23 protein-coding genes and 1 tRNA gene are annotated in these 23,124 nt (G+C 69.6%); 17 read left to right on the top strand and 7 right to left on the bottom strand.

Annotation, left to right across the window (positions count from 1 at the left end):
- The first annotated feature begins 298 nt into the window (after nt 1–298).
- The 17 genes from G448_RS14840 to G448_RS0102600 all read left to right on the top strand — a co-directional run bounded on the left by G448_RS14840 (nt 299) and on the right by G448_RS0102600 (nt 15,687).
- A complete protein-coding gene (locus G448_RS14840) occupies nt 299–727 on the top strand; it encodes a DUF192 domain-containing protein (protein WP_051268537.1) in 429 nt (142 codons plus the stop codon).
- Between the two features lie 11 nt (nt 728–738).
- Complete coding sequence (locus tag G448_RS0102515) at nt 739–1,470, top strand: prepilin peptidase (protein WP_026406697.1); 732 nt, start codon at nt 739–741, stop codon at nt 1,468–1,470.
- Nucleotides 1,471–1,908: 438 nt separating this feature from the next.
- The gene (locus tag G448_RS0102520; RefSeq protein WP_026406698.1) at nt 1,909–2,715 is read left to right on the top strand and encodes a hypothetical protein; all 807 of its coding nucleotides are present in this window, start codon (nt 1,909–1,911) and stop codon (nt 2,713–2,715) included.
- A complete protein-coding gene (gene cpaB / locus G448_RS0102525) occupies nt 2,712–3,434 on the top strand; it encodes a Flp pilus assembly protein CpaB (protein WP_026406699.1) in 723 nt (240 codons plus the stop codon). Before G448_RS0102520 ends, cpaB begins: the two co-directional genes overlap by 4 nt.
- Nucleotides 3,431–4,993: a CpaE/TadZ family protein gene (locus G448_RS0102530; protein WP_026406700.1), complete on the top strand. Its 1,563-nt coding sequence runs from the start codon at nt 3,431–3,433 to the stop codon at nt 4,991–4,993. Before cpaB ends, G448_RS0102530 begins: the two co-directional genes overlap by 4 nt.
- Nucleotides 4,990–5,367 (top strand): TadE/TadG family type IV pilus assembly protein, encoded by a 378-nt coding sequence (locus tag G448_RS0102535; RefSeq protein ID WP_026406701.1) that lies wholly within the window; start codon nt 4,990–4,992, stop codon nt 5,365–5,367. Before G448_RS0102530 ends, G448_RS0102535 begins: the two co-directional genes overlap by 4 nt.
- A 49-nt stretch (nt 5,368–5,416) precedes the next feature.
- Nucleotides 5,417–6,670, top strand: a complete 1,254-nt coding sequence (locus G448_RS0102540) for a TadA family conjugal transfer-associated ATPase (protein ID WP_245572151.1) — start codon at nt 5,417–5,419, stop codon at nt 6,668–6,670.
- A complete protein-coding gene (locus tag G448_RS0102545) occupies nt 6,667–7,593 on the top strand; it encodes a type II secretion system F family protein (protein WP_026406703.1) in 927 nt (308 codons plus the stop codon). Before G448_RS0102540 ends, G448_RS0102545 begins: the two co-directional genes overlap by 4 nt.
- A gap of 1 nt (nt 7,594) precedes the next feature.
- Nucleotides 7,595–8,521, top strand: coding sequence for a type II secretion system F family protein (locus G448_RS0102550; RefSeq protein ID WP_026406704.1), 927 nt, complete (start codon nt 7,595–7,597; stop codon nt 8,519–8,521).
- Between the two features lie 2 nt (nt 8,522–8,523).
- Nucleotides 8,524–9,759: a sensor histidine kinase gene (locus G448_RS0102555; protein ID WP_245572152.1), complete on the top strand. Its 1,236-nt coding sequence runs from the start codon at nt 8,524–8,526 to the stop codon at nt 9,757–9,759.
- Nucleotides 9,760–9,764: 5 nt separating this feature from the next.
- Complete coding sequence (locus G448_RS0102560; protein WP_245572161.1) at nt 9,765–10,379, top strand: response regulator transcription factor; 615 nt, start codon at nt 9,765–9,767, stop codon at nt 10,377–10,379.
- Nucleotides 10,380–10,482: 103 nt separating this feature from the next.
- Nucleotides 10,483–10,719, top strand: coding sequence for a hypothetical protein (locus G448_RS0102565; RefSeq protein ID WP_026406707.1), 237 nt, complete (start codon nt 10,483–10,485; stop codon nt 10,717–10,719).
- A 170-nt stretch (nt 10,720–10,889) separates the two neighbouring features.
- A complete protein-coding gene (locus G448_RS0102570) occupies nt 10,890–11,561 on the top strand; it encodes a pilus assembly protein TadG-related protein (RefSeq protein ID WP_026406708.1) in 672 nt (223 codons plus the stop codon).
- Between the two features lie 98 nt (nt 11,562–11,659).
- Complete coding sequence (locus G448_RS0102575) at nt 11,660–12,268, top strand: hypothetical protein (RefSeq protein WP_051268539.1); 609 nt, start codon at nt 11,660–11,662, stop codon at nt 12,266–12,268.
- Nucleotides 12,269–12,395: 127 nt separating this feature from the next.
- Complete coding sequence (locus G448_RS14845) at nt 12,396–13,922, top strand: hypothetical protein (RefSeq protein ID WP_034494116.1); 1,527 nt, start codon at nt 12,396–12,398, stop codon at nt 13,920–13,922.
- A 60-nt stretch (nt 13,923–13,982) separates the two neighbouring features.
- Nucleotides 13,983–14,681: a hypothetical protein gene (locus tag G448_RS0102595; protein WP_051268541.1), complete on the top strand. Its 699-nt coding sequence runs from the start codon at nt 13,983–13,985 to the stop codon at nt 14,679–14,681.
- A 4-nt stretch (nt 14,682–14,685) separates the two neighbouring features.
- Nucleotides 14,686–15,687 (top strand): hypothetical protein, encoded by a 1,002-nt coding sequence (locus G448_RS0102600; protein WP_026406713.1) that lies wholly within the window; start codon nt 14,686–14,688, stop codon nt 15,685–15,687.
- Between the two features lie 128 nt (nt 15,688–15,815).
- Here G448_RS0102600 and G448_RS0102605 read toward each other — a convergent pair whose 3' ends face one another.
- The 7 genes from G448_RS0102605 to G448_RS0102635 form a co-directional block, all read right to left on the bottom strand.
- Nucleotides 15,816–17,411 (bottom strand): OmpA family protein, encoded by a 1,596-nt coding sequence (locus G448_RS0102605; RefSeq protein WP_026406714.1) that lies wholly within the window; start codon nt 17,409–17,411, stop codon nt 15,816–15,818.
- Between the two features lie 141 nt (nt 17,412–17,552).
- Entirely contained in the window at nt 17,553–20,039 is a 2,487-nt protein-coding gene (locus tag G448_RS0102610; protein ID WP_026406715.1) for a serine/threonine-protein kinase, read from the bottom strand.
- Nucleotides 20,040–20,240: 201 nt separating this feature from the next.
- Entirely contained in the window at nt 20,241–20,930 is a 690-nt protein-coding gene (gene rplA, locus G448_RS0102615) for a 50S ribosomal protein L1 (RefSeq protein ID WP_026406716.1), read from the bottom strand.
- 97 nt (nt 20,931–21,027) lie between these two features.
- A complete protein-coding gene (gene rplK / locus G448_RS0102620) occupies nt 21,028–21,459 on the bottom strand; it encodes a 50S ribosomal protein L11 (RefSeq protein ID WP_026406717.1) in 432 nt (143 codons plus the stop codon).
- 225 nt (nt 21,460–21,684) lie between these two features.
- Nucleotides 21,685–22,533 (bottom strand): transcription termination/antitermination protein NusG, encoded by an 849-nt coding sequence (nusG, locus tag G448_RS0102625; RefSeq protein WP_026406718.1) that lies wholly within the window; start codon nt 22,531–22,533, stop codon nt 21,685–21,687.
- Nucleotides 22,534–22,592: 59 nt separating this feature from the next.
- The gene (gene secE / locus G448_RS0102630) at nt 22,593–22,853 is read right to left on the bottom strand and encodes a preprotein translocase subunit SecE (protein ID WP_026406719.1); all 261 of its coding nucleotides are present in this window, start codon (nt 22,851–22,853) and stop codon (nt 22,593–22,595) included.
- A 94-nt stretch (nt 22,854–22,947) separates the two neighbouring features.
- Nucleotides 22,948–23,020: transfer RNA gene (locus G448_RS0102635), tRNA-Trp, on the bottom strand.
- Nucleotides 23,021–23,124: the final 104 nt, after the last annotated feature.

Here is a 23,124-nt window from a genome sequence, read left to right on the forward strand (position 1 = left end):
GCTCGCGCTCCTCATTCGGAGTGGACTCGTCTCTCACCTGCGCGGGCTCCGACTCTGCGATTCCGTGACGACTCAGCGGCGAACACGCGGCGTCGGACTTGGCCCCACCGGGGTGGGGGACCTGCGGTCTTTGGCGAGCGACAGGTTACAGGTTGCCGGGGACGAAGGCGCAAGCGCTCAGAGGCTCCGACGACAGTGCGTTCGGTCACGCCCGCCTCGCCCAGACCGGGCCGGCGCCCCATGACATGGGGGCGAACGCCCCTGCCCCGGCCCGATCCCCCCTCCCTAGCCTCCGAACATGACGACGACACCGATCTGGTCGACGACGCCGGTAGGCGGGCTCCCCCGCCTCACCATCGACGGGGAGGACACCGGCACGCCGCTGTGGATCGCGCGCACCCGCCGGCAGCGCGGCAAAGGACTGCTCGGCACCGACGGCATCGACGGCGCCCTGTGGATCCCCCGCTGCAACTGGGTGCACTGCCTGGGCATGCGGTACGCGATCGACGTCATCCACGTGACCCGTCCCGGCAGAGTGCTGGGCGTGAGGCCCCTGCGCCCCGGCCGTATCGGACTGCCGCACCCGCGTGCCGCCGCCGTCGTCGAGATGGTGCGGGGCGGAGCCGCCCGCCTGGGCATCCGCACGGGCAGCATGCTGTCGTCCCTGCCCGCCCCGCCGACGGTGGGGCCGTGGATACGACCGCCCGAACTCGTCCGACTCGTCTGAGAGGCATCCCCATGTCGGTGTTCCATCCTTGGGTCCTGGCGACCGTGGCCGCGTGCTCGGTGGCGCTCGTGGCCGGCCCGGTATCGGCGTGGACGCGCCGTTACGTTCGCGATCCCCTCGGGCACGACGACAGGGGCAGCGGCATCGACCGCCCCGAGGACCGAGAGCGCTCCGAATACTCGACGCCGCCCCGCCCCGGCCTTCTGGCCATCGTCCCGCAGAGCCTGCTCTCGCTCGCGCTCTGCGGATTCTGCGCGTGGTGGGGCATGACGGCGGACGTCATGGGCGCGGCACTCGTCGCCGTCCCCGTCTACGCCCTGCTGACGAGCGCCGCCTGCGTCGACGCCGTCGCCCACCTCCTGCCCAACCGCCTCCTGGGGGCGACGGCGGCATGGCTGTCGGCCTGCGGCGTCGTGGCCGTCGTCGCCCATCCCGGGAACGCCCACGCGGCGATCCGGGCGGGGCTGTGCGCGCTCGGGGCGGGAGCGACCGGCCTGCTGCTCACACTGGCGCCCTCCGGCCTGGGGCTGGGGGATGTCAAGCTCTGCACGGTCATCGGTCTCTGGCTGGGCTGGTACGGCGTACTACCGCTCACCCTCGGTCTGTGCGCCGGGGTCGCCCTCGGCGGACTCGCCGCCATTTTTCTTCTCATCACTCGTCGCGCCGGGCGGAAGGATCCCATGGCCTACGGTCCGCACCTCATCGCGGGCGCCCTGATGAGCTGGCCCCTGGCCGTCGCCTGACGAGGAAGAACGTCAGCATAATATTCGTCCGGATGATCCGAACCGCCTGGACCATCCGGATCATCCTCATTTCCCGAATCATCGCCGACTGGACGAATCCCGCACCGGGAACCCGATTCCCGACCGTCTCGGACCACCGCCATCGCACCGCGGACCGGCTGCACCGATCGGTGCGCTCGTTCGCACCAGCATGCGGAAAAGTGCGAGAGGATACTATTCTCATCGAATAGATCATCGTCGCATCGGCGAAGCATTGAATCGATCCACGTCGCATAAGGCCAGTCGAATACATGGGCACCTGTACCCATGGCACAAGAAAAGCGCCCGGCCTACCTTACTCATTACAGGCGGAGCCGTTCACCAGGACAACACGGCGCACGCCTCGATAATCGATTCCCAGTTGATTCGATAATTGACGACACAGGAAGTCCCTCCCGAATGCTTGTGCTCACCGGCTCCCAGTCCCCGGCCGATACGGCCGGCGAGCAGGACGCGCTTCAGGCCATCGACGCGCTCGAGGCCCTGGGCCCCGCTCCCGCCCTCCTGCTGTGCCGCGTCGGCGACGACGAGCGCGCTGCCCGGCTGATCCGCGCGGCTCTGAGCCGGGGCGCGCCGGGTGTACTGCCAGTGGACGAGTCCGAGACCCGCTTCAGGGTGCTCGCCCACTGCCTGCGCCCGCTCAGTCCCCGAGCGCTCGGCCAGGCTCCGGTCGTCATCGACGCGCTGCGCCCCGTGCTGCGCACCCGTGTCGTGCTCACATCGGTCAGGAGGGTCGCCATCCCCTCCCCGTCCGTCTGGCAGCACGCGCGAAGCATGCTGCCCGGGGCCCGCTTCGAACTGGATCTGAATCGGAACCGCATCACCAGGATCAGCGGTCCCGCGTGGGTCGCCCCCGCGCCCGGGCGCATGGGCGTCTGGGCGGCCGATGACGAGAAGGGGCGGGTCACCGCGGACCTCGCTCGGCTCGGACTCCGCCGCGAACGCCTTCAGCGGGCATCCCGGCGATGGCCGGCGAAGGCGTGGGCGGAGATGACGGTGCTCGACGCGGATCCCGCCCCGCTCATCACCGAGGCGCTCGCCCGCGTCGCCCGAACGAGCTGCCCCCGCTGCGGCCGGATGTCCCTTCCAGCGGGATGCCTCATGTGCGGCACATGGCCGTATGCGGATCCTCCCGGGCCCGCACCGGCTCCCGCACCGCATCCGCAGCGCCCTCCTCGGCCCCGTCCAGCGAAGGAGATCCGATGAATCCGCGTCAACGACGAGGAGTTCTGCTCATCCTCGTCACAGTCCTCGGGGCCGTCGTCACCTTCGGAGCCGTCTTCAACTACGTCCAGTCCGTCTCCTCGCAGGTCGGCCCCAGGACCACCGTGCTGGAGCTGTCGAAGGATGTGACCGAGCTGCAGGAGATCACCGCGGCCGACGTCACCGCCGTGCAGGTGCCCGAGCGCTGGGCCCCGAAGGACGCCGTCCACGACCTGTCCGATGTCCAGGGCGAGGTCGCCGCCGCCTCCTACCGACGGGGCGCCGTCCTCCAGACCAGCATGCTCCAGGATCCGCCCCAGCTGACCGAGGGCTATCGCGAGGTGACGATCATGGTCGACGCCGAGACCGGCGTGGCCGGCAGGATCGCATCCGGCTCTCGCGTCGACGTCGTCTCCACCCTGCAGGACCCCGGAACCGATCAGCAGTCCGCTCACGTCATCATCCAGAACGCGCTCATCACCAACGTCGGTGTCGCCACCACGGTGGAGGACGAGAACTCCTCCGGCGACTTCACCGAGGCGCAAGCCGTGCCCGTGACCTTCGCCCTCACCCCGGATGACTCGCTCAAGCTCGCCTACGCCGAGAGCTTCTCCAAGAAGGTGCGCCTTCTTCTGCGCCGCGACGGCGACAACGGCTCCGTCGGCGATCCCGAGTACTCGGCGCCGGCGGGCACCCCCACCACCAACGGAGGTAATCAATGACACAGTACGTGTTGACCGACGACGAACAGGTCCGCATCCAGGTCACCGCCGCCATCGCGGAGGCGGAAGGCCTCGGCGAGGTCGTGGCCGTGGACTCCCCCGACCGCCTGCGCGAGTCCCTGCGCGCCGGCAGCGCGTCCTGCGTCCTCGTGGACGAGGCTCTCGGGGGCGTCTCCGCTCTGGCCGTCACGCAGGAGATCTCCCGCTCCCATCCGCTCACCCCGGTCGTCCTGCTCTCCCGCGGCCGGAGCGTCGAGGTTCTCACCGCCGCCATGGACGCGGGAGCGCGCACCGTGCTCGCCGTACCGCTCTCCCTGGAGGAGCTGAACAGTCGTCTCCAACCGGTCCTGGCCTGGTCGCAGGCGGTCCGCAACGAGGCGGGCTCCCACGACGATCCCGGCGCTCACCGCCCCGGCAGCGTCACCGCCATCGTCGGAGCCAAGGGCGGCGTCGGCGCCTCCACCGTCGCGCTCATGACCGCGGCCCAGCTGGCGCGGCGCACCCGCACCTGCCTGGTGGACCTCGACGTGCGCGGAGGAGATCTCGCCGCCATGACGGGTCTGTCCGCGCGACGCTCGATCGCGGACCTGGTGGACATCGCCGCGGAGGCGAGCTCCCGGGAACTCTCGGAGGTCATGTACCCGCTGCCGGGCGGAATCGCCCTGCTGCCCGCACCGGATCATGGCGAGATGGGCGAGGCGGTGACCGAGACCGCCACCCGCCAGGTCATCTCCGTGCTGCGCTATCAGTTCGACCACGTCGTCCTCGACTGCGGCGGGCGCCTGGACGACGTCCTGGCGATGGCGCTCGACTCGGCCGATCGGGTCCTCATCGTGGCGACTCCCGACACCCCGGCCGTGCGCTCCGTGCGGCGGCTGACGGACGCGCTCCACCGGCTCGGCATCGCCCACGGGCGCTCCATGGGCCTCATCGTCAATCGCAGTGGCCGCCGGCGCGAGATTCAGCCCAGGACGGCGGCGAAAATGGCGGCGGTTCCGCTGATCGTCAGCATCCCGGACCTGACGACGCGAATGGAGATGACGGTCAACTCGAACGCGCTGCTCACGACGGAGGTGCCGCCCCTGGCCAAGGCCGTGCGCTCCATCACGGGCACGATCCTGGCCGGGCGGGCAGGCGCATCGACGTCGCCCCCGCCCGAGCCGGAGGACGAGGCCCGGTCGTCGCCCCGACGGCGCAGAGGAGGAAAGGGGAGGCACTGGCGCGAGCGCTCCGACAAGGGCCAGGTCACGGTGGAGTTCCCCGTGGTCTTCGCCCTCGCCACAGCAGCGCTCCTTCTGTGCGTGCAGCTCCTCGGCTACGGGATCTCCTCCATGCTCGCCAACAACGCCGCCGAGGAGGCGGCTCGCGACTACGGCATCGGCATGAGCGCCGAGGAGGTCCGCCGGGACGTCGCCGATCATCTTCCCGATGCGTACGACTCGAGCATGACCATCACTCGGCACCCCGACGACACGGTCACCGTCGCCCTGCCGGTGCCCTCCGTCGTCGAGCTCCGCACGTCCGCCGAGGCCGGGATCGTCCGGGAGGGGCGATCATGACCGCCCCGTCATCGCAACGCCTGCTGCACGGGCTGCGCCGCGTCGAGCGCGGCGCCCTCGACATCGAGCTCGCCGGCTTCATCCCGGTCCTGCTCGTCGTCCTGCTTCTCCTCCTTCAAGGCTTCCTGGCCATCTCCACCGTGACCTCCACGAGCGCGGCCGCCCGCGACGGCGCTCGCGCCGCCATGCTCGGGCGATCCGCCACGGCCGCCGCGGAGCGGTCCCTGCCGGACTGGGTCGCGCTCGAGTCGGTCACGGACAGCTGCGGTTCGGAGCACTGCGTGCGGGTGACGGCACGGGTTCCGATCGGCCTGCCGGCCTTCACCACCAGGCACGTCACCGTGACGCGAACGGCCTACTTCCCGGAGGACTGACATGGCGCTGAGAGATCGCACGGCCTCGCCCGCCGCAGGAGGGCATCCGGTGGCGAACAGCAGGGAGGAGCTCGTCACCCGGTATCGGGCCCGTCTGCTGGAGGAGGTCGACCTGGAGGAGGTGGCCGGGCTCGATCTCCCCCAGCAGCGAGCGCGGCTGGAGCGAATGCTCTCCCGGCTCCTGTCCCTGGAGGGGCCGGTCATGTCGCCCCGGGAAAGAACGTGGCTCATCACACGGATCGTCGATGACGCCGTCGGCCTCGGTGTGCTCGAGCCTCTGGTGGCGGACCGCAGTGTCACCGAGATCATGGTCAATGGCGCGGACGACGTCTTCGTGGAGCGCGCCGGCAGGATCGAGCGGGTCCCCACCCGGTTCGCCTCCGAGGCGGATCTCTACCGGCTCATCGACCGCGTCGTCTCCTCGGTCAATCGCCGTGTGGATGAGTCGAGCCCCATGGTGGACGCCCGCCTGCCCGGGGGCGAACGCGTCAACGTCATCATCCCGCCACTCGCCCTGGACGGGCCGACGATCACGATCCGCCGCTTCCCCCAACCCTTCCACCTCGCGGATCTCGTGGCTCGCCGCAGCCTGCCTCAGCAGGCCGCGGATCTTCTCGGCGCCCTGGTGGCGGCGAGGCTCAGCATTCTCATCTCGGGCGGAACCGGTTCCGGCAAGACCACCTTCCTCAACGCCCTCTCCGGCACGATCCCGGAGCACGAGCGCATCATCACCATCGAGGACGCCGCCGAGCTCTCGCTGCAGCAGCCCCACGTGGTGCGTCTGGAGGCGCGCCCTGCCAACATCGAGGGACGCGGTCAGATCGCCATACGCGACCTGGTGCGCAACTCCCTGCGCATGCGTCCGGATCGGATCATCGTCGGAGAGGTTCGCGGAGGTGAGACCCTGGACATGCTCCAGGCCATGAACACCGGGCACGAGGGCTCGCTCACCACGGTGCACGCGAACTCCCCGGTGGACGCGCTCAGTCGTCTGGAGACACTCGCCTCGATGTCGGACGTCGCCCTCCCGGTGGAGACCGTGCGCGACCAGATCAACGGCGCCATCGACGTCATCGTCCAGCTGGAGAGGGACTCCTCGGGGGTGCGCCGGGTCAGCGGCATCGACGCGGTCACGTCGCAGCGTCGAGAGGCGTATGCGACGTGCCCGATCCTGCACTACGTCCGTGCGACTCGCCGTGGCGAGGGGAGCTTCGAGTTCGGCGGGATCCCGGGAGCCATGGCACGACGAGTACTCCAGCACGGCCAGTCGCTCCCGGAGGGGCTGACGGGAGCAGCAGCATGAACGGCATCGGGGTCATCCTCCTCAGCACAGCGGTGACGATCGCCGCCGGCGCCGCCGCGGTGCTGTCATTGGGGACCGGCGCTGAGCGCGCCGCTCGGGTCGCGCAGAGCCTGGGGGCGGCGGAGAGCTCCCGTCGAACCAGGCCGACGGGCCTCCTCCTGGCACCGCTGCGGCGGTCGCCCCTCGGCCGCGCGCTCCGCAAACGGCTCACCGGGGCCGGACTCGACTGGGATCCGGCGGGCACCGAGCTGATCCTCGCAGCCGGCATCATCATCGTGTTCCTGGGAACGCGTCCGTTCATCGGACGGATCGCGGGCGGCGTCCTGGCGGCCGCAGTGCCGCTCGCCTTCTCCCGGTGGATGCAGCGCCGCGCGGCCCGGCGAACCGAGCACTTCATCGCCCAGCTCCCGGATGTCTCCCGGCTCCTGTCCAACGGCACCTCGGCGGGAATGTCCGTGGAACGGGCCCTCGGAATGGCGGCGGCGGAGGTTCCGGAGCCCGCGAGGACGGAGCTGAGTCGAGTGGTCGCCCAGCTCGGACTGGGATGGGCGCTGGACGCCTCCCTGACCGACCTCTCGGAGCGGATGCCCTCGCGCGAGCTCGACGTCCTCGTGCGCACCATCATCATTCAGTCCAGGTCCGGCGGCACCCTGGTCGCCGCCCTGCAGGAGATCGCCTTCGCCCTCGAGGACCGCAAGCAACTGCACCGCGAAGTGCGCACCGCGATTCTCGGCTCGGCGGTCAGCGGCTACATCGTTCCCGTCATGGGCGTGGGGTGCGTCGTACTCCTCAATCTCATGAAACCGGGCGTCCTCGACGACATGGCCTCCTCCCTCATCGGTCGCCTCGTCCTGCTGGCCGCCCTCATCTTCTTCGGACTCGGCGCCCTGCTCATCAAGACCGTCTCACGGGTGGAGGTGTGACATGGTCGCCCTCGGCGCGGGCCTCCTCGCCGCGTGCTTCGTGCTCGCGGTCGCCAACGGCATTCGAATGATCCGGGATGACGGCACGGGGCACATGGCCGGTCCCGCGACCGAAACCGGCGGGACGGGCGGAACGGATGAGTCGGTCGGGACCGACGCGCACCGACGCGAGGGCGTCTTCGTCAGGTTCATCGACGCCCTGGGGCTGCGGGGGCAGCAGGTGCTTCGCCGTCTCTACGGGCCGGTGCGCCTGAGCACGCTCAACCAGCGGCTCAGGAGCGCCGGCAACCCGGAGGGCCTGCATCTCGACCTGTTCATTCAGCGCGAAGCGGGTTTCGTCCTGCTCAGCACGGGCCTGCTGCTCGTCTTCGTCCTGCTGGACCAGCCGGTCCTCGGAGTCGTGATCGCCATCATCTTCTCAGGATGGATGCAGCTGTGGCTCGCCCAGTCTCTTCGCGGCCGGCAGAGGAGGATCAACCAGGACCTGCCCGACTTCCTCGACATCCTCGCGGTCGCCGTCCGTTCCGGACTCCCGTTTCGAAACGCGCTGGAGCGCGTCTGCGAGCGCTTCGAGGGACCGGTGTCCGAGGAGATGACCACCGCTCTCCACGAGATGCGTCTGGGGGTATCCCGGCGAGACGCCTTCTCCGCGGTCAGGAGGCGGAGCCGCTCGGACAGCATCGACACCTTCGTCACGGCCCTCCTCCAGTCCGAGGAACTGGGGACCCCGATCGGCGACGCCCTGCAGGCGATCGTCAAGGAGATCAGACGCGAACGCGCCGAGCAGGTGCGCCGTGATGCCGCCAAGGCCTCGCCGAAGGTCTCGCTCGTCGCCACGATGACCATGCTGCCGGGCACGATCATCCTCATGACGGGCGGCATGCTGTACGCCAATCGAGACGTCTTCGCCCGCATCTTCGGTGGTTGACGATGACGTCTCAGACAACGATCGTCCGGCCGCCCCTGGCGCAGGAGATACGGGACCGCAGCATGTCCGGTGCCGTAGGACTCATCTGCGACGTGAGGCTGGGCATCCTGCTCACCTGCGAACTGATTCTCATAACGAACGGCACCTCGATCCCGTCGATCGTCTCCCTCTTCGTGACGATGAGTCTGAGCTGGATACTGCTGCGAACCGTACGGCGAGCCCCGGCCGTGGCCAGCTGGGGCCGGCTCTTCCCCTGCACGGACCTCATCGTCACCGGAGCGCTCGTCTTCACCCTGTCCGACGCCTTCAACGGCGCATACGCGCTGACCATCGCCTACATCCTGACCTCCGCGCTGCTGATCGGCATCATCACGAGCGCGGCCTGGGCCGCCGTGTGGACGACCGGCATCCTGACCATTCTCATCACGATGAGGCCGAGCCACGCGCCGCTCCCGTCGGCGATCTCGATCATCTCGATCCTCGGCATCGCAGCGGGCGTCCTCCTCGGCAATCGTCTGTTCGTCCAGCTCCAGGAGGTCGGCAGGCTCACCGCCGAGGCCGCCGCCGCCCGTGCCGAGGAGCGCGCTCTCACCGAGCGCCTGACGATCGCCCGGGACCTCCACGACTCGCTGGCGAAGAGCATCCACGGCATCAGAATGCTCGCCGAGACCCTCGACGACTCGCTGCGCACGACGAATCATGAGGACGCCGTTCTCAGCCGCACCCTCTTCGAGTCGGCGGACGAGGCCAGCCGGGAGGCTCGCCTGGTCCTGGACGGCCTGCGGATCAGCGGCGAGAACGACGCCGTGGGAGCCCTCGCCGAAGAGGTCGCGCGCTGGAGCGCCCGAACCGGCATTGCAGCGATCCGCGCCGACTCCGAGTCGGCACCGCGCCTGCCGTGCTCGCCGGAGGCGATGTGGCAGCTCCAGCGCGTGCTCGGAGAGGCGCTCACCAATATCGAGAAGCACGCCCGGGCCACCACGATGCGCTTCTCCGCCCGAACGGAGGGGGACCGGCTGCGCATGGAGATCAGCGACGACGGCATCGGACTCGACACGGACGGCGGTGAGCCCCTCCTTCCCGAGGGGCACTACGGCCTCACGGGGATGCGTGAGCGCGCCGAGGTCCTCGGCGCCGAGCTGAGCATCGAGTCGCACCCGGAGCCCGGCATCGGACTGCGGACACGGCTGCTCGTCCCACTGACATCGCTGACGACCACCCGGGAGGCACGAACGTGAAGATCATGATCGTGGATGACAACGCCATCGTGCGCGCGGGTCTTCGAGCGGTGCTGACGCGGGTGGACTCGGTGACGGAGGTGGTCGAGGCCGAGGACGCCTTCGCGGCCCTGGAGACAGCCACCGCCGAGTCGCCGGAGATCGTCCTGCTGGACATCTCGATGCCAGGGCGCAGCGGCCTGGACATCCTCCCCGAGCTCGTCGATCGCATGTCCGTCATCATGCTCACGTCATTGAAGGATCCGGCGCTGATCCGCCGGGCGATCGACGCCGGCGCACGCGGGTACCTGGTGCACGGCCAGCTGGGCGTCAACGAGGTCGCCGGAGCCATCGAGACCTGTCGGCACGGCGGACTCGTCCTCGGCCGGGAGGCGGCCGAGGTCGTGCTCCACCCCTCCGAGGCCGACCGCCCCAACCCCCTGCGCGAGCACCTGACCGAGCGCGAGGCCGAGATCCTCGACCTCGCGGCCGGGGGCCTGTCGAATGCGGAGATCGCGTCCCGGCTGTACCTGTCCGAGCGGACCGTCAAGAACTATCTCAATGCCGCCTATCCCAAGATCGACGTCCACAACCGGGCCGAGGCGGTCTCCGCCTGGCTGGGGCGGAATCAAGGGCGCTGATCGAGGCGCCCGCCCCTGCGCCCCGGGGCGGGGGCCCGCCTACTTTTCATTCCGTCAGCAGGACGCAGCCGGCCCTCCGGCTCCATCCCATCACACGGAGGTCATGATGAACAACAACTCCCTGCTCCGCCTTCAGGTCCGCATTCAGCAGGCGTGGACCGACCTGCGCGACAGCGAGCGCGGTCAGACGATGGTCGAGTACGCGGGCATCGGCCTGGTCGTCGTCGCCATCGTCGCGGCCGCGGCCGCGGCCGTGAGCGGGAAGGACAAGTCCATCGGAGAAGCGATCACGGGAAAGATCTCGCAGATCATCGGGTCGATCAAGACAGGCGGGAAATGAGCTCCCCCGCGAGGGAGTGACACGGACAGCACGGCCAGGCGCATCCGGAGGAGACGGATGCACCTGGCCGCGCGCTGCTTGTCCAGGTCATACGCCCTCCGCACCCCCTGAATATGCCCACCGCATGCTCCCACGACACATGCCCCTATCGCGTCATGCAGGACTGACCTATGATGAAACACCATCCGGCGCCGGCGAACGGCGCGCACTCCCACCGGACCCGCGAGGACGAGCGGGGCAGCATCTCCCCCTATCTCTGCATCGCCTCCGGACTTCTCACCATGGTCGCGCTGCTCGTCATGCTCAGCCTGGGCGACGCCACCCTTCACCGGCGGGACGCGAGCAATGCGGCGGACTCCGCCGCGCTGGCCGCGGCCGGCGCCTGGGCCGACTCCATCGAGTCGGCGTACGACGACGCCGTCGGCGCCGGCAACGCGGACGACCTGTGGGGCGGGGTCGGGAACGGCGTGGGATCGTACGCGGGGCCGAAGGCGAGAAGAGCGGCGGAGACGTACGCCTCGCGCAACGGGGCCACGGTCACCGCGTACTCCGTCGATGCGACCAGGAGAACCATCACCGTCGCCGTGGAGACGAACTCCGCCGTCGAGGGCGTCGACGAGAGGATGACCGCCGAGTCGACCGCGGAGATCGTCCTCGGGAACGGCGTCTGCCTCAAGGGCGGCAAGATCGGATTCACGATGGACGGCCGGTGCGTCGCCAAGCGCCCCGATGAGGATCCCGCGCCCGAGTCCACCCCCTCGCCCTCCCCGACCACCGCCCCGTTCAAGGTGCCCGACGGCATGAGCGAGCACGCGAGGGTCACCACCAGACTGGTGTCCTGACCCCTCACGCACCGGCCGGGGATCCCTCACCCGCTCCATCCGTCGAATCCCACCATCTCCACCGTCCTCATCATCGTCATACTCATCAGGGGGATATCGTGCCCACCGCCGCTTCACGCCCGCTGCTCGCCGTCGTCGTCGGGCTCGCCCTGCTCTCCGGCTGCAGTGGCGGGCCCGGGGCCGACGACGCCTCCTCGGAGAGCGCCACCCCCTCGGACGCACGGGCCGCCGGAACGCCCTCCGCCCTCACGCCCGCGCACGGGCTCACCCTGACCATGCCCGCCGACCTCGTCTCCGACGACCAACCCGCGAAGGGCTCGAACGACAAGTCGCGCGTCGACTACTACGTCCAGGACGAGTCCGCCCCCGCCGTCATCGACGTCGAGTACTACACCGAGAGCTCCCGGACGGCGTCCAGCATCGCCTCCCTGGACAAGGAGGCCTACGCGGAGGACGGCATCATCGTCACGCCCGCTCCGACGACCGTCGAGAACTCCCCCGACGCGTACACCTACGCCTGGGAGCAGAGCACCGCGCCCCCGTGGGACGAGACGGCGCCCGCGATCGACCTGTCCTGCCAGGCGAAGACGGCCGATGGCCCCGATGGTTACGCCTACGGCGTCTACGTCTGCTCGCCCAAGGGCAATCAGCGGAGCATCGACGCCATGCAGGCCGTGCTCGACTCCATGTCCATCAGCGGGTCCTGACCGGACTCCCCCCCGCGGACCCGCGCGCCGGTGCCGCAGGGCGCATTCCGGGGCGCCCGCCCCTTCGCCGTCGCGCACCGGCGCGATTCACTGCCGACAGCACCGACAGCAAGCGCAAGGAGATCCGATGAGCCCTCGCAGGAAATCGCTGCAGCACGAGCACGGGCAGACGCTCACCGAGCACGCCGGGATCGGACTGGTCGTCGTCGTTCTGATCCTGGTGGTCGCGGGCGGAATCACCGTGGCCTCCGGGGACGGAATCGGCCAGGCCATCGTCTGCAAGATCGCTCAGCAGATCCGCTCCGTCGCCGGGGGATCGTACGAGTGCCCCTCGAGCAGCAATCCCTATGCCGCGAATCCCGCTGCGGTTCCCTCGAAGGTCCAGGAGACCACTAAGTCGACGTCCGCGGGCGTGGAGCTGATCAAGGTGACCGGCAACGTGAGCGATGGCTCCTCGGTCAGGAGGACGACGTACGCCGACGGCTCCGGCAGCCGTCAGTACAGCAAGACGATAGAAGGATCCGTGGGCTACTCCCTCGGCACAGGCCATTCGAAGAAGAAGGAGAAGGCCGCGGAGAAAAATGGAGAAAAATCCGGAGACGGTGAGAAGACCGAGAAGAAGGGCGATGGAGACCCCTTCAAAGTCTCCCTCGAAGGCTCGGTGAAGGCATCCGGAACCATCACGACAACACAGACCTATAAATGCGACACCCCTCGCCACATCTCGTGCTCCGAATTCGACAAGCAGAATCGGGCCGCAACCAAGGAACGACTCCGCGACCAGGGGATAGGGCGCTTCAGAAGCGGCGACAAGACCATCAAGCAGACTCCCGACACCACCTCCAGGGCCTGGAACGTCAAACTGTCCCTCAAGGCCGGCGCCAGCATCAGTGCCGGAGTGAAGAAGAACGACAAGCACAAGAGCAAGAACGAGAAGAGCGAGAAGGAGAAGAAAGACGAGTCGAGTAAGAAGAAGAAAAAGAAAAAGGACAAGACGAGCGCCGCAGCCCAGAGCGGCATCAACATATCCGGAGAGGCCGGCTACACCAACACCTCCACGACCAATGCGGATGGCAGCACCAGCAGGTCGCACAGGTTCGCCTACAAGGGCACGATCGATGCCGCGGACGAGATCTTCGGCATCGAGGGCGGGGCCGATGACAGTTACTTCGGCAGCTACGAGGTGACCTACGACGGGGACGGCAAGCTCAAGACCGTGACGTTCACCAGCGTCCGGGAGGGCGAGGCCTCCGCCTCCAAGAATAAGGAGCACGGGAAGAAAGGAGCGGGAGGATCGGCGACCACGACGATCACGACCACGCTGGACGTGTCCCAGTTGAGCCCGGAGGACCGTGCGATCGCGGAGCGCTACGCCTCCTCCTCCTTCACCAACGGAGCGCTCATCGTCCCACCCTCGTCCCTCAAGCCGTCGAGCCCGTCCGACGACGACTTCGACAACCTGCTCTACCGGCAGGCGCGGACGACCCGGGTCGTCCAGAACGGCAAGACGGTCACCAAGGAAGGAGGATGGGATCTCTGGCTCATCAAGTACAAGACGGAGTCCACCACCTCCACGCAGGACACGATCAGCTCCCAGCACCTGGGCAGGCCCGGGCAGGACGGTGAACGGGTCTACGAGGACGACACGGAGTAGCGGGATTCGCGACCGCGCGCGGTCGAGCCGTCATCACAACCACCACGCAAGGAGAGTCTCATGGATCGCATCAGGGAGAGCATCGGAGCGTCCCCGCCGCGCCGCTCGGCCGGCCGCGGCATCGTCACCGGACGGCGACGACTCCTCATGACGGGACTCGGAGGGGGCGCTCTGGCGGCTCTCGCGGCATGCGGTGCGACGTCGTCCCCTCCCCCGGGAGACGGACTGACGACGGTCGATGACGTTCCCCAGCCCCACCCCGCCACGACGCCTCCGAGCGAGGCGCAGGACGACTGGGAGACCGTGACCTACGAGGGGCAGTCCTTCAGCCTCCCGACGGCCTTCGACGATCCCGTCCCCCATGACGACTGGGGCATCTACAGGGCCGCGTACGACCTCCTCGGCAATGACGAGGGCGACGAGAACGACGGCGAGGACGACGGCAGGCTTCAGCGCGTGCTGGTCACGGGCATCACCACCGACGTCACGACCGCTGACGGGGTCCGGCAGACGGTCGATATGATGAACAGCGGACTGATCGAGAACTACAGCCGGCTCAACACCATCTCCTGGGAGGCGGATGGCACCACCGCCATCGAGCGGGTCTCCTTCTACTGGGGGCCGGACGCCGACTCCCCCGGCTGCACCTGGATGATCGCCTCGCCCGCCGGCATCGGGGTCGCCACCCTCCTGGGCGCCTACGCCGATGACGTCCTGCGCAACAGCATCGAGGCCACCCTGGCCCTGGACGAGGGCTGATGCCATGAGACGACGCACGAGCCTCATCGCGCTGACGACGATCGTCCTGGGGTCCGCCGCCACGGCATGCTCATCGGACGGGACCGCCGCTCCTTCGGGGGACTGGCGGCGGGAGGACGACGGCGACCTCCTGGTCGCGATACCGAAGAAGTGGGAGAGGTCCAGTCCCGAGGAGGGCGCGTGGACGACTCGGTGGACCGATCCCGACAACGACTCCAACGTCCTCATGACCATTCGCTCGGCCGACGAGGACGACGTCTACACGGCGCTCGACACCGCGGCGGACTCCGCGCGGTCCGTGACCCGCGGCTACCAGCTGGTCGGGGAACGAGCCGCCTGGTCCGACGGCACCACCACGCTGGCCCGCCAGGACTATCGGACGACGTGGCCGGTCGATGGCCGTGGCGCCACCTGGGCGGTCAGCGCCCATGGCCTCGTCGCCCTCGTCGACCTGTTCGGGGACTCCGTGACCGACGACCAGTTCACGACCGTCGGCACGTGGATCGAGCTCACAGGAGCCGCTTCCGCGACCGCGGCGGGTTCCGCAACAGCATCAGCCGACGCCGACGGCAACCAGCACGTTGAGCTCTCCGGCCTGAGCTGCGCACTGCCGGCGACCTGGATCGACACAGGGGCCCTGGAGGGCTCGCAGCGATGGACAGGAACATGGGGGCTGGTCGAGGACCAGATCCTGGTGCAGAGGCTCTTCCTCGCGCCCGAGATGCCGCAGAGCACCGTCGAGGACGCGATGGCGCAGATCGAGAGCGACTCGGCCGGCGGCGCGCTGGACGACTACGCGAAGCAGCAGGAGGTCCCCCTTCAGCTGTCGGGGCTCGCCGAGGCCACGCGAACCGACTTCAGCGCCGGCGACGACGGCACCGACGAGGGCTGCATATGGGTTCTGCGTCAGGACTCCCGCATCGCCGCTGTGCAGTACTCGGGCACCGGCGCCATGGACACCGCTCTGCGCGACTCGATCGAGCAGTCGCTCGCCCTCACCACATGACTCCGAAACCCCGGGTCGCTGGATTGAGATCGCCCGACCGCGAGGGGCCGGCGATACCCGCCCGCCGGATGCCGCCGACGCCCGAGACGGCGCCAGTCGGGTTCGCCGGCCGGGCTCGCCAGTCGGGCTCACCCCTCGACGACGGGCACGTCGGTCAGCCTCCACGGGCAGGACATGGCGCCGCCGGCGGGATGATCGACCATGACGGCGTCCTCCCCTGTGTCCGGCCAGGCCACGCACACCCGGCTCGTCTGACCGTCGCCCAGGATCTCGGCGAGCTCGAGCTCGGTGAGCGCGCGGTGCGCAGCCGCTCCCGGCAGGAGGTAGTCCACGGGATAGATCCGGTCCGCCCCCGACAGCAGGGTCAGCCCGTCGGAGGCGAGCAGGCTCGTGGCGCCGCCCAGCTCCCCGCGGACGTTGTTGAGCACGCTGCCCGGGTCGGCGAGCCACCCGGTGCCCAGAGGGGACACCGACCCGCCCTTGCCCCCGGTGACCTCGAGGACGCCCAGCAGCAGGCTCCCGCGGCGCTGCACCTGCGCGAGCCGGACGCTGATGCTCCCCAGCCCGAAGCCACCCGCAACGGTGACGCCGTCGGGGCCCGCCGCAGCGGGCCCGGTGGGGTCCGGGATGGCGGTCTCACTCCGGGAGCGCACCAGGGCGCCGTCCGTCCCCCGCGTCGGGGCGATGACCACCTCGACGCGCCGGTTGGCCTGGCGCCCCTCCTCAGTGTCGTTGGCGACCTTGGGCTCGCTTTCGCCCTTGCCGGTGACGGTCTGCGTCCAGGCGCCCAGGTCGGTCAGCCGCCCGAGCCTGTCGGCCACGGCTCGCGCGCGCTGCTCGGACAGCGTCTGGTTATGGGCGTCGTCCGCCACGTCGTCGGTGTGCCCGGTGATCGTCAGCTCTCCGCCGTCATAACCGCCGATCGTCTCGGCGACCCCCTTCAGGGCGTTGTCCGCCTGCGCGGTGAGCTCGGCCGAGTCGACGGCGAAGGTGACGTCGCTGGCCACGTCGACGGAGGTCTCGTCCCCCGTGGTCAGTCCGCTGGTGGAGCCGTCCAGGGCGACGGAGTAGCGCTCGACGGTCACCGGGTCGCGCAGGGAGTCCTGGGGACTCGACTCGGCGATGGCCGAGACGACGTCCAGCTCGGGCGCTCGGGCGTCGTCGGCATCGACGACGGGGACCTCGATGAAGCCTCCGTGCGACAGGAGGACCGTCACCGTGTCGGCGTCGACCGGGCCGAAGGTCGGGTGGAGGGCCAGACTCCCGCCGGGGCCGACGGGGTCGAAGGTGGATTGCGCAATCGTGGTCGACCAGACGCGCGAGCCCTCGGGATCGATCAGACGCAGGGGTCTGTAGGCGCCGAGGGCGGAGGCAGTCCCGCCGAGCACGACGGCGGCGACGTCGAGCGTCGGAGCGGCACCGTCCTCGGAGCGGGTGACGTCGAGGGGAAGTATCGTCAGGTCGGCTCCCCGGTGCGAGACCCGCACGAGAGGCCCGACGACGACGGTGAGCGACTCACCGGTCGCGACCACCTCGGCGTCGATCGCGGCCTGCGAGGAGGAGGACGCGGAGGAGGCCGACGGCGATGCCGACGAGTCGATGGCCGCCCCTCCCCTGTCGCAGGCGACGAGGCCGCCGGCCGCGACCAGCGCCGGCAATGAGAGCACGACCCGGCGCGAAAGACCGGATCGCGTCGTGAGATGATACGAGGACGAGGTACTCACCTGGCCACTTTCCTTACGTTCCCTGACAACCTCTGCACATTGCACGTCCTGTGCATGCTGTTGCATGACCGTACCGCGCCGCGCGCACGACGACCATGGGCAGTGCTCACCCGAAGCCGCCCCGGTGACGCCCCACCGGGCTCAATCGGCCACGACGGCGCTGATGACCAACTCGCCGTTGCTACCGCTTCCCCCCTGACGCACGAGCACGCGCGGTTGACCCGACGCCTCTCCCGGGGCGTTTCCGGACGGAGGCAGCGCCTTGACCAGAGTGCCGGCAGTCTGCCACAGCTGCTCACCCGTCGTGACGTCGTAGGCGACCACGTTCGCGCCGGTGGCCTTGGAACGGCTCGTGGGCTGCCCCATGTCGAACAGGACCGCGGAGTCCCCTCCGATGAGGCCCTTGGGCGTGATCACGCAGGCCTCCCCATCGGTGGGCGCGGGAGGGACGAAGGAGACCCCGTCCTTGTCGGAACGCGTGGCCTCGCAGGCGTCGGTGTCCACCGCGACGGGCACCGACGCATCCGTGCCGACCACGGCGACCGTGTTGGAAGCGCTCTCGACCTTGGACAGGTCGGCGGCGAAGTCCTTGGCGTCACGGCTCGCCGACATCGCCCAGGCCGGGTTCCCCGAGGCGGCGCTGGAGATGTCGGTGATCCGGTTCCCCTCCGAGTCGTAGACGGTGGCGGCGGAGCCTCCCCGAACGACGAAGGCCCTGGTGCCGGCGCCGATATTGATGCCACCGACTTCGAAGGCCTTGTCGGCGGGGCCGGGGTCCCTGGCACCGGAGCGACTGCCCGTGAAGTCGGGGTCGGCATCGGCGGGCTGGGAGTAGAGAACGTTCCCGGTAGCGGCGGACAGCACCTGGAGAGACTTCGAACGACCGTCGTAGGCGATGACGAATCCGTTCCTCACGCGCGCCTTGGAGTAGTGGCCCCCGGCGCGCCAGGACTCCTTCCCCTCCTCGTCGAGGGCCACCAGGGACCCTTGGGACTCGCCGTCGATGAGGATGGCGCGCTCACCGTCGGAGCCCACGAGGCGGTGGTCGACCGGACCGGGCACGTCAGTGGTCGTGCTCCCGTCGAGAGAGACCAGCGTCGCCGCGTCGGAGTCCCTGCACAGCAGCGTCGTGTCGTTCCAGAAGCGGGGCTTGTCGCAGCTCCCCGTCCACACCGGCGCCTGATCCGTCGAGTCGAGGTCGTACAGCGACCAGTCCCCGGAGGACTCGACCGCCAGGGCGCCCCCACCGGGCGAGGGAAGGTAGTCGTAGACATTCCCGATACGGCGCAGCTCGACCACCTTGGCCTTGGCCGGCAGCGAGGCGATGGTGCCGGCCAGGGCGGCCTGGCGGCGGTGGCGCTGCCACAGGAACAGGCCGCCGGCGGCGAGGACGAGGGCGATCACGATGACGGTGGCGATGCCCGCCACGATGAGCGGGCGGCGCGGCGACGCGGCGACGGCGGTGGCCGCGTCGGGCGGGGAGGCGTCCGGGGCCGTCGACGGGGCCGGGGAGGCGACGGCTGTTGGAGGGGCCGTCGCCCCGGTCGGCGACGAGGGGGCGAGCAGGGTGGGCGCGTACTGATCGGCGACCGTCGTAGGCGTCTCGGCCGCGGGACTCCCGTCCTGCTCGGACGCGGTCGGCTCCTCGTTCCACACGTACGGCATCGCCGAGGGAGTCGAGGGCGGCGGCTCCTGAACACGCGGCGCCGCGGGCAGTCCCGCCAGGCGGGGGGCGAGAGCGGCCAGAGCCCGGGCGGCCTCGGGCGCGCCGGGCCGTGCCGCCGGCTGCTTGGCGAGCATCCCGTCGATCGTCCCCCACAGGGCGTCCGGTATGCCCTGCGGCCTTCCCGGTGCGCGCCGAGCGTGCTGCCCCAGGACCTGGGAGGGCACGCCGACGAAGGGCGGCGCGCCGCACGCCGCCTCGTACAGGACGACGCCCAGGGAGTAGACGTCGGCCGCCGGAGTCGGAGCATGGACGTCGAGAATCTCGGGCGCCATGTACAGCGGCGTGCCGATGGCGCCGGTGGCCCTGGACGAGGCGACCGTGCTGCAGATGCGCGCAACGCCGAAGTCGGCCAGGCGAGGGATCCACGCGGCGGCCTGCGGGTCGAGCGCCCGTGTCGGGGCGCCACCGACGCTGGTGGCACCGTTGAGGCCGCTGCCGTCGACGACATCGATGAGGACGTTGGCCGGCTTGACATCGCGGTGCACGATTCCCGCGCCGTGCACCACGGCCAGCCCCTCGGCCAGGAGCGCCCCGATCCTGGCGACCTCCTCGGGCGGCAGGGTTCCCCGGGACTCCAGGAGCCGACGCAGGTCCCCACCGCCGACGTAGTCCATGACGATGGCGGCGGTATCGCCCTCCACCACCATGTCCTGAATGCCGACCACGTAGGGGGAGCGCACCCGCATGAGAGTGGCCCGCTCGCGCACGAAGCGCTCGATGACGCCGGGATCCTGGAGGAGGTCGGCGCGCAGGAGCTTCACCGCGAGGTCGGCCGCGGAGCCATCGACGCGCCGTCCGAGCCAGACCTCGCCCTGGGCACCGGCACCGACGAGAGAGGTCAGGACATAGGCGCTGCCTAGACGACGGGGCCCTCCTGCGGTGGTCGGGGTGGGAGCAGTCATGCGGATTCCACTCGGTCGGGCTGACAGGAGACGCAACCTAACCTACAGGGTCGCCGACCTCCCCGCGCCCACTGCGCGGGGCGCGGGGAGGTCGGCGCGTGGATGCCGAGGATCCGCACGCGGGCCCGGCGCGGGCGGCGCACCCGGGCCGCGGCGGGCTGTCCCGCTCCGGCCCCGGCGGATGCGGCGGCGTCGCGAGGCTCAGGCCTTGGCGACGTCGACCGGAATACCGGGGCCCATGGTGGTGGCCATGGTGGCCTTGAGGATGTAGCGGCCCTTGGAGGTCGACGGCTTCAGGCGCACGACCTCGTCCAGGACGGCCTGGAAGTTGTCGGCCAGCTGCTCCTCGGTGAAGGAGACCTTGCCGATGATGAAGTTGAGGTTCGCGGCGCGGTCGACGCGGAACTCGATACGACCGCCCTTGATGTCGGTGACGGCCTTGGCCACGTCCATCGTCACGGTGCCGGTCTTGGGGTTGGGCATGAGGCCGCGAGGGCCGAGGACGCGGCCGAGACGGCCGACCCTGCCCATGAGGTCGGGGGTGGCGACGGCGGCGTCGAAGTCGGTGTAGCCGGCCGCGACCTTGGCGATGAGATCGTCGCTGCCGACCTCGTCGGCTCCCGCGATGAGAGCCTGCTCGGCCCGCTCGCCCTGGGCGAAGACGACGACGCGGGCGGTCTTACCGGTACCGTGCGGCAGGGACACGGTTCCGCGCACCATCTGGTCGGCCTTGCGAGGGTCCACGCCGAGACGCAGGACGACATCCACGGTGGAGTCGAACGTCGTGACGGACGTGGCCTTGGCGAGGGCGACGGCCTCGGCCGGGGTGTAGAGGACTCCGGACTGAATCTTCTCAGCGGCGGCTCGATAGGCCTTGCTGCGCTTGGTCATCTGCTTCTCCTTAGCAGTCGTGGTGAACGGGCCGCGCTCGGCCCTTCCACGGGGTTCGATCGGGGGTGCTGGGCCCGGGCGGGCCTCGAATCGGGCCTCAGGCCTCGACGGTGATGCCCATGGAACGGGCGGTGCCGGCGATGATCTTCGTCGCGGCCTCGACGTCGTTGGCGTTGAGATCGGCCATCTTGGACTCGGCGATCTCGCGCACCTGAGCCGTGGTCAGGGAGCCGATCTTGTCGGCGTGGGGGCTCGGGGAGCCCTTGGCCACGCCCGCCGCCTTCTTGATGAGCTCGGCCGCCGGCGGCGTCTTGGTCACGAAGGTGAAGGAGCGATCCTCGTAGACCGTGATCTCCACCGGGATGACATTGCCGCGCTGCGACTCGGTCGCCGCATTGTAGGCCTTGCAGAACTCCATGATGTTGACACCGTGCTGACCGAGCGCCGGGCCGATCGGCGGAGCGGGGTTGGCCTGGCCGGCCTGGATCTGGAGCTTGATGAGCCCGGAGACCTTCTTCTTGGGAGCCATGAGTCTCTTTCCTGTCCGGATGGGCTGCACGCCTGCCGTGCAGCGTGCGCGCGCATCATGCATGCACGCGCACGAACGCTCATCCTATCCCCGACCGGAGGCGGCAGAGCACCCGGTGCGGGGAATCACAGGGGTTACCAGCTGTGAGACGCAACGCCCACCGGGGCCTCACGAGGGCCGACGGCGACTGCGAGACGATGATGAGCGAGGGCGCGACCCGCGACCTCAGATCTTGGCGACCTGGGAGAAGGACAACTCGGCCGGCGTGTCACGGCCGAACAGGGAGATGAGGACCTGAAGCTTCTGGGTCTCGGGGTGGATCTCGGCGATGGTGGCCGGGAGGGACTCGAAGGGGCCGTCGGTGACGATGACGGACTCGCCGGCCTCGAAGGCGATCTCGTAGACCTGACCATCGGCGGCGGCCCGGGTGCCCGCGCCCTCCTGAGGAGCGGCCTTGGCTGCGCTCCGCTTGGCGGCGATCTCCTCGGGGGTGGGGCCGAGTTGGGACACGGCCTCCTCGAAGGTCAACGGCACCGGGTTGTAGCGGTCGCCCACGAAGCCGGTGACGGCTGGGGTGTCCTTGATGGTGCGCCATACGCGGTCGGAGGTCTCAGGATCGTCCAGGTCCATGCGCACGAAGACGTAGCCCGGAATGCGCACCCGGGAGACTTCCTTCTTCTTGCCCGCGTTCTTGATCTCGATGACCGTCTCCATGGGGACGACGGCGTCGAAGACGTAGTCCTCGACCTCGAAGTTCTCCGCGCGGGCGGCGATATCGGCGGCCACACGACGCTCGTAGCCGGAGTACGTGTGCAGGACGTACCACTCGCCCGGCAGCGAGGACATCTGCTTGCGGAACTCCTCGACGGGGTCGGCCTCGGGCGCCGCGGGCGTCTGCTCAGCCGCCCCGGTCCGCCCGGGCTCCTCCTCGGCGGTCCCGACGGCGCGCTCGGCCGCGCCCTCCTCGGCCTGGGCGTCCAGGGACTCCGGCTGCGCCTCGTCCACCCGGATGGCCTCCTCGTCCACGACGGGGGCGAGCCCCCCGGGAAGGATCTGCTCGGACTGCTCGGACACGATGTACCTGCTTTCCTCGGACTGGTGCGGCTGAGGGCGAACGATCGGACGTCAGTGACTCAGGAGGACTGCGATCCCGCGGGACGGGAGAACGCCCACATCACCAGCCGGTCGAAGGCGAAGTCGAGAACTCCGGTGAAGGCCATGATCGCCACGATGAACACCACGACGACGAGGAAGTAGGTCCACAGCTCACTGCCGGTGGGCCACACGACCTTGCGCAACTCATCGACCACCTGGCGGAAGAACAGGACGATCCGGCCCAGGGGGCCGTACTTGGTGGCCTGCTTGCGCCTGGCGACGCTCGCGCTCTCGCTCATGCTCCGGGTTCCTCGGGTTCGACGGTTCGGTCATGCCCTCAACGGGCGAGAGGACGGAACCGACGGGATCTCCCGACAGATCCGCCGTTCTCAGCAGGGCAGGCGGGACTCGAACCCACAACCGCCGGTTTTGGAGACCGGTGCGCTACCAATTGCGCCACTGCCCTTCAGCGGTGACCAATCTTGTCACAGGTTCACTCCGATCGCGAAGCCCCGGGGCGTGGACTGCGCCACGCGGAAAGCCCTCTTCGGACGGCGCTATGGCAGAACA

Source organism: Actinomyces gerencseriae DSM 6844, from assembly GCF_000429265.1.
Taxonomy (GTDB): Bacteria; Actinomycetota; Actinomycetes; order Actinomycetales; family Actinomycetaceae; genus Actinomyces; species Actinomyces gerencseriae.

What these genes read in the sequence shown, in the direction of transcription:
- G448_RS14840 (WP_051268537.1), top strand. Translation starts at nt 299, where the DNA reads ATGACGACGACACCGATCTGGTCGACGACGCCGGTAGGCGGGCTCCCC.
- G448_RS0102515 (WP_026406697.1), top strand. Translation starts at nt 739, where the DNA reads ATGTCGGTGTTCCATCCTTGGGTCCTGGCGACCGTGGCCGCGTGCTCG.
- G448_RS0102520 (WP_026406698.1), top strand. Translation starts at nt 1,909, where the DNA reads ATGCTTGTGCTCACCGGCTCCCAGTCCCCGGCCGATACGGCCGGCGAG.
- cpaB (WP_026406699.1), top strand. Translation starts at nt 2,712, where the DNA reads ATGAATCCGCGTCAACGACGAGGAGTTCTGCTCATCCTCGTCACAGTC.
- G448_RS0102530 (WP_026406700.1), top strand. Translation starts at nt 3,431, where the DNA reads ATGACACAGTACGTGTTGACCGACGACGAACAGGTCCGCATCCAGGTC.
- G448_RS0102535 (WP_026406701.1), top strand. Translation starts at nt 4,990, where the DNA reads ATGACCGCCCCGTCATCGCAACGCCTGCTGCACGGGCTGCGCCGCGTC.
- G448_RS0102545 (WP_026406703.1), top strand. Translation starts at nt 6,667, where the DNA reads ATGAACGGCATCGGGGTCATCCTCCTCAGCACAGCGGTGACGATCGCC.
- G448_RS0102550 (WP_026406704.1), top strand. Translation starts at nt 7,595, where the DNA reads ATGGTCGCCCTCGGCGCGGGCCTCCTCGCCGCGTGCTTCGTGCTCGCG.
- G448_RS0102555 (WP_245572152.1), top strand. Translation starts at nt 8,524, where the DNA reads ATGACGTCTCAGACAACGATCGTCCGGCCGCCCCTGGCGCAGGAGATA.
- G448_RS0102560 (WP_245572161.1), top strand. Translation starts at nt 9,765, where the DNA reads ATGATCGTGGATGACAACGCCATCGTGCGCGCGGGTCTTCGAGCGGTG.
- G448_RS0102565 (WP_026406707.1), top strand. Translation starts at nt 10,483, where the DNA reads ATGATGAACAACAACTCCCTGCTCCGCCTTCAGGTCCGCATTCAGCAG.
- G448_RS0102570 (WP_026406708.1), top strand. Translation starts at nt 10,890, where the DNA reads ATGATGAAACACCATCCGGCGCCGGCGAACGGCGCGCACTCCCACCGG.
- G448_RS14845 (WP_034494116.1), top strand. Translation starts at nt 12,396, where the DNA reads ATGAGCCCTCGCAGGAAATCGCTGCAGCACGAGCACGGGCAGACGCTC.
- G448_RS0102595 (WP_051268541.1), top strand. Translation starts at nt 13,983, where the DNA reads ATGGATCGCATCAGGGAGAGCATCGGAGCGTCCCCGCCGCGCCGCTCG.
- G448_RS0102600 (WP_026406713.1), top strand. Translation starts at nt 14,686, where the DNA reads ATGAGACGACGCACGAGCCTCATCGCGCTGACGACGATCGTCCTGGGG.
- G448_RS0102610 (WP_026406715.1), bottom strand. Translation starts at nt 20,039, where the DNA reads ATGACTGCTCCCACCCCGACCACCGCAGGAGGGCCCCGTCGTCTAGGC.
- rplA (WP_026406716.1), bottom strand. Translation starts at nt 20,930, where the DNA reads ATGACCAAGCGCAGCAAGGCCTATCGAGCCGCCGCTGAGAAGATTCAG.
- rplK (WP_026406717.1), bottom strand. Translation starts at nt 21,459, where the DNA reads ATGGCTCCCAAGAAGAAGGTCTCCGGGCTCATCAAGCTCCAGATCCAG.
- secE (WP_026406719.1), bottom strand. Translation starts at nt 22,853, where the DNA reads ATGAGCGAGAGCGCGAGCGTCGCCAGGCGCAAGCAGGCCACCAAGTAC.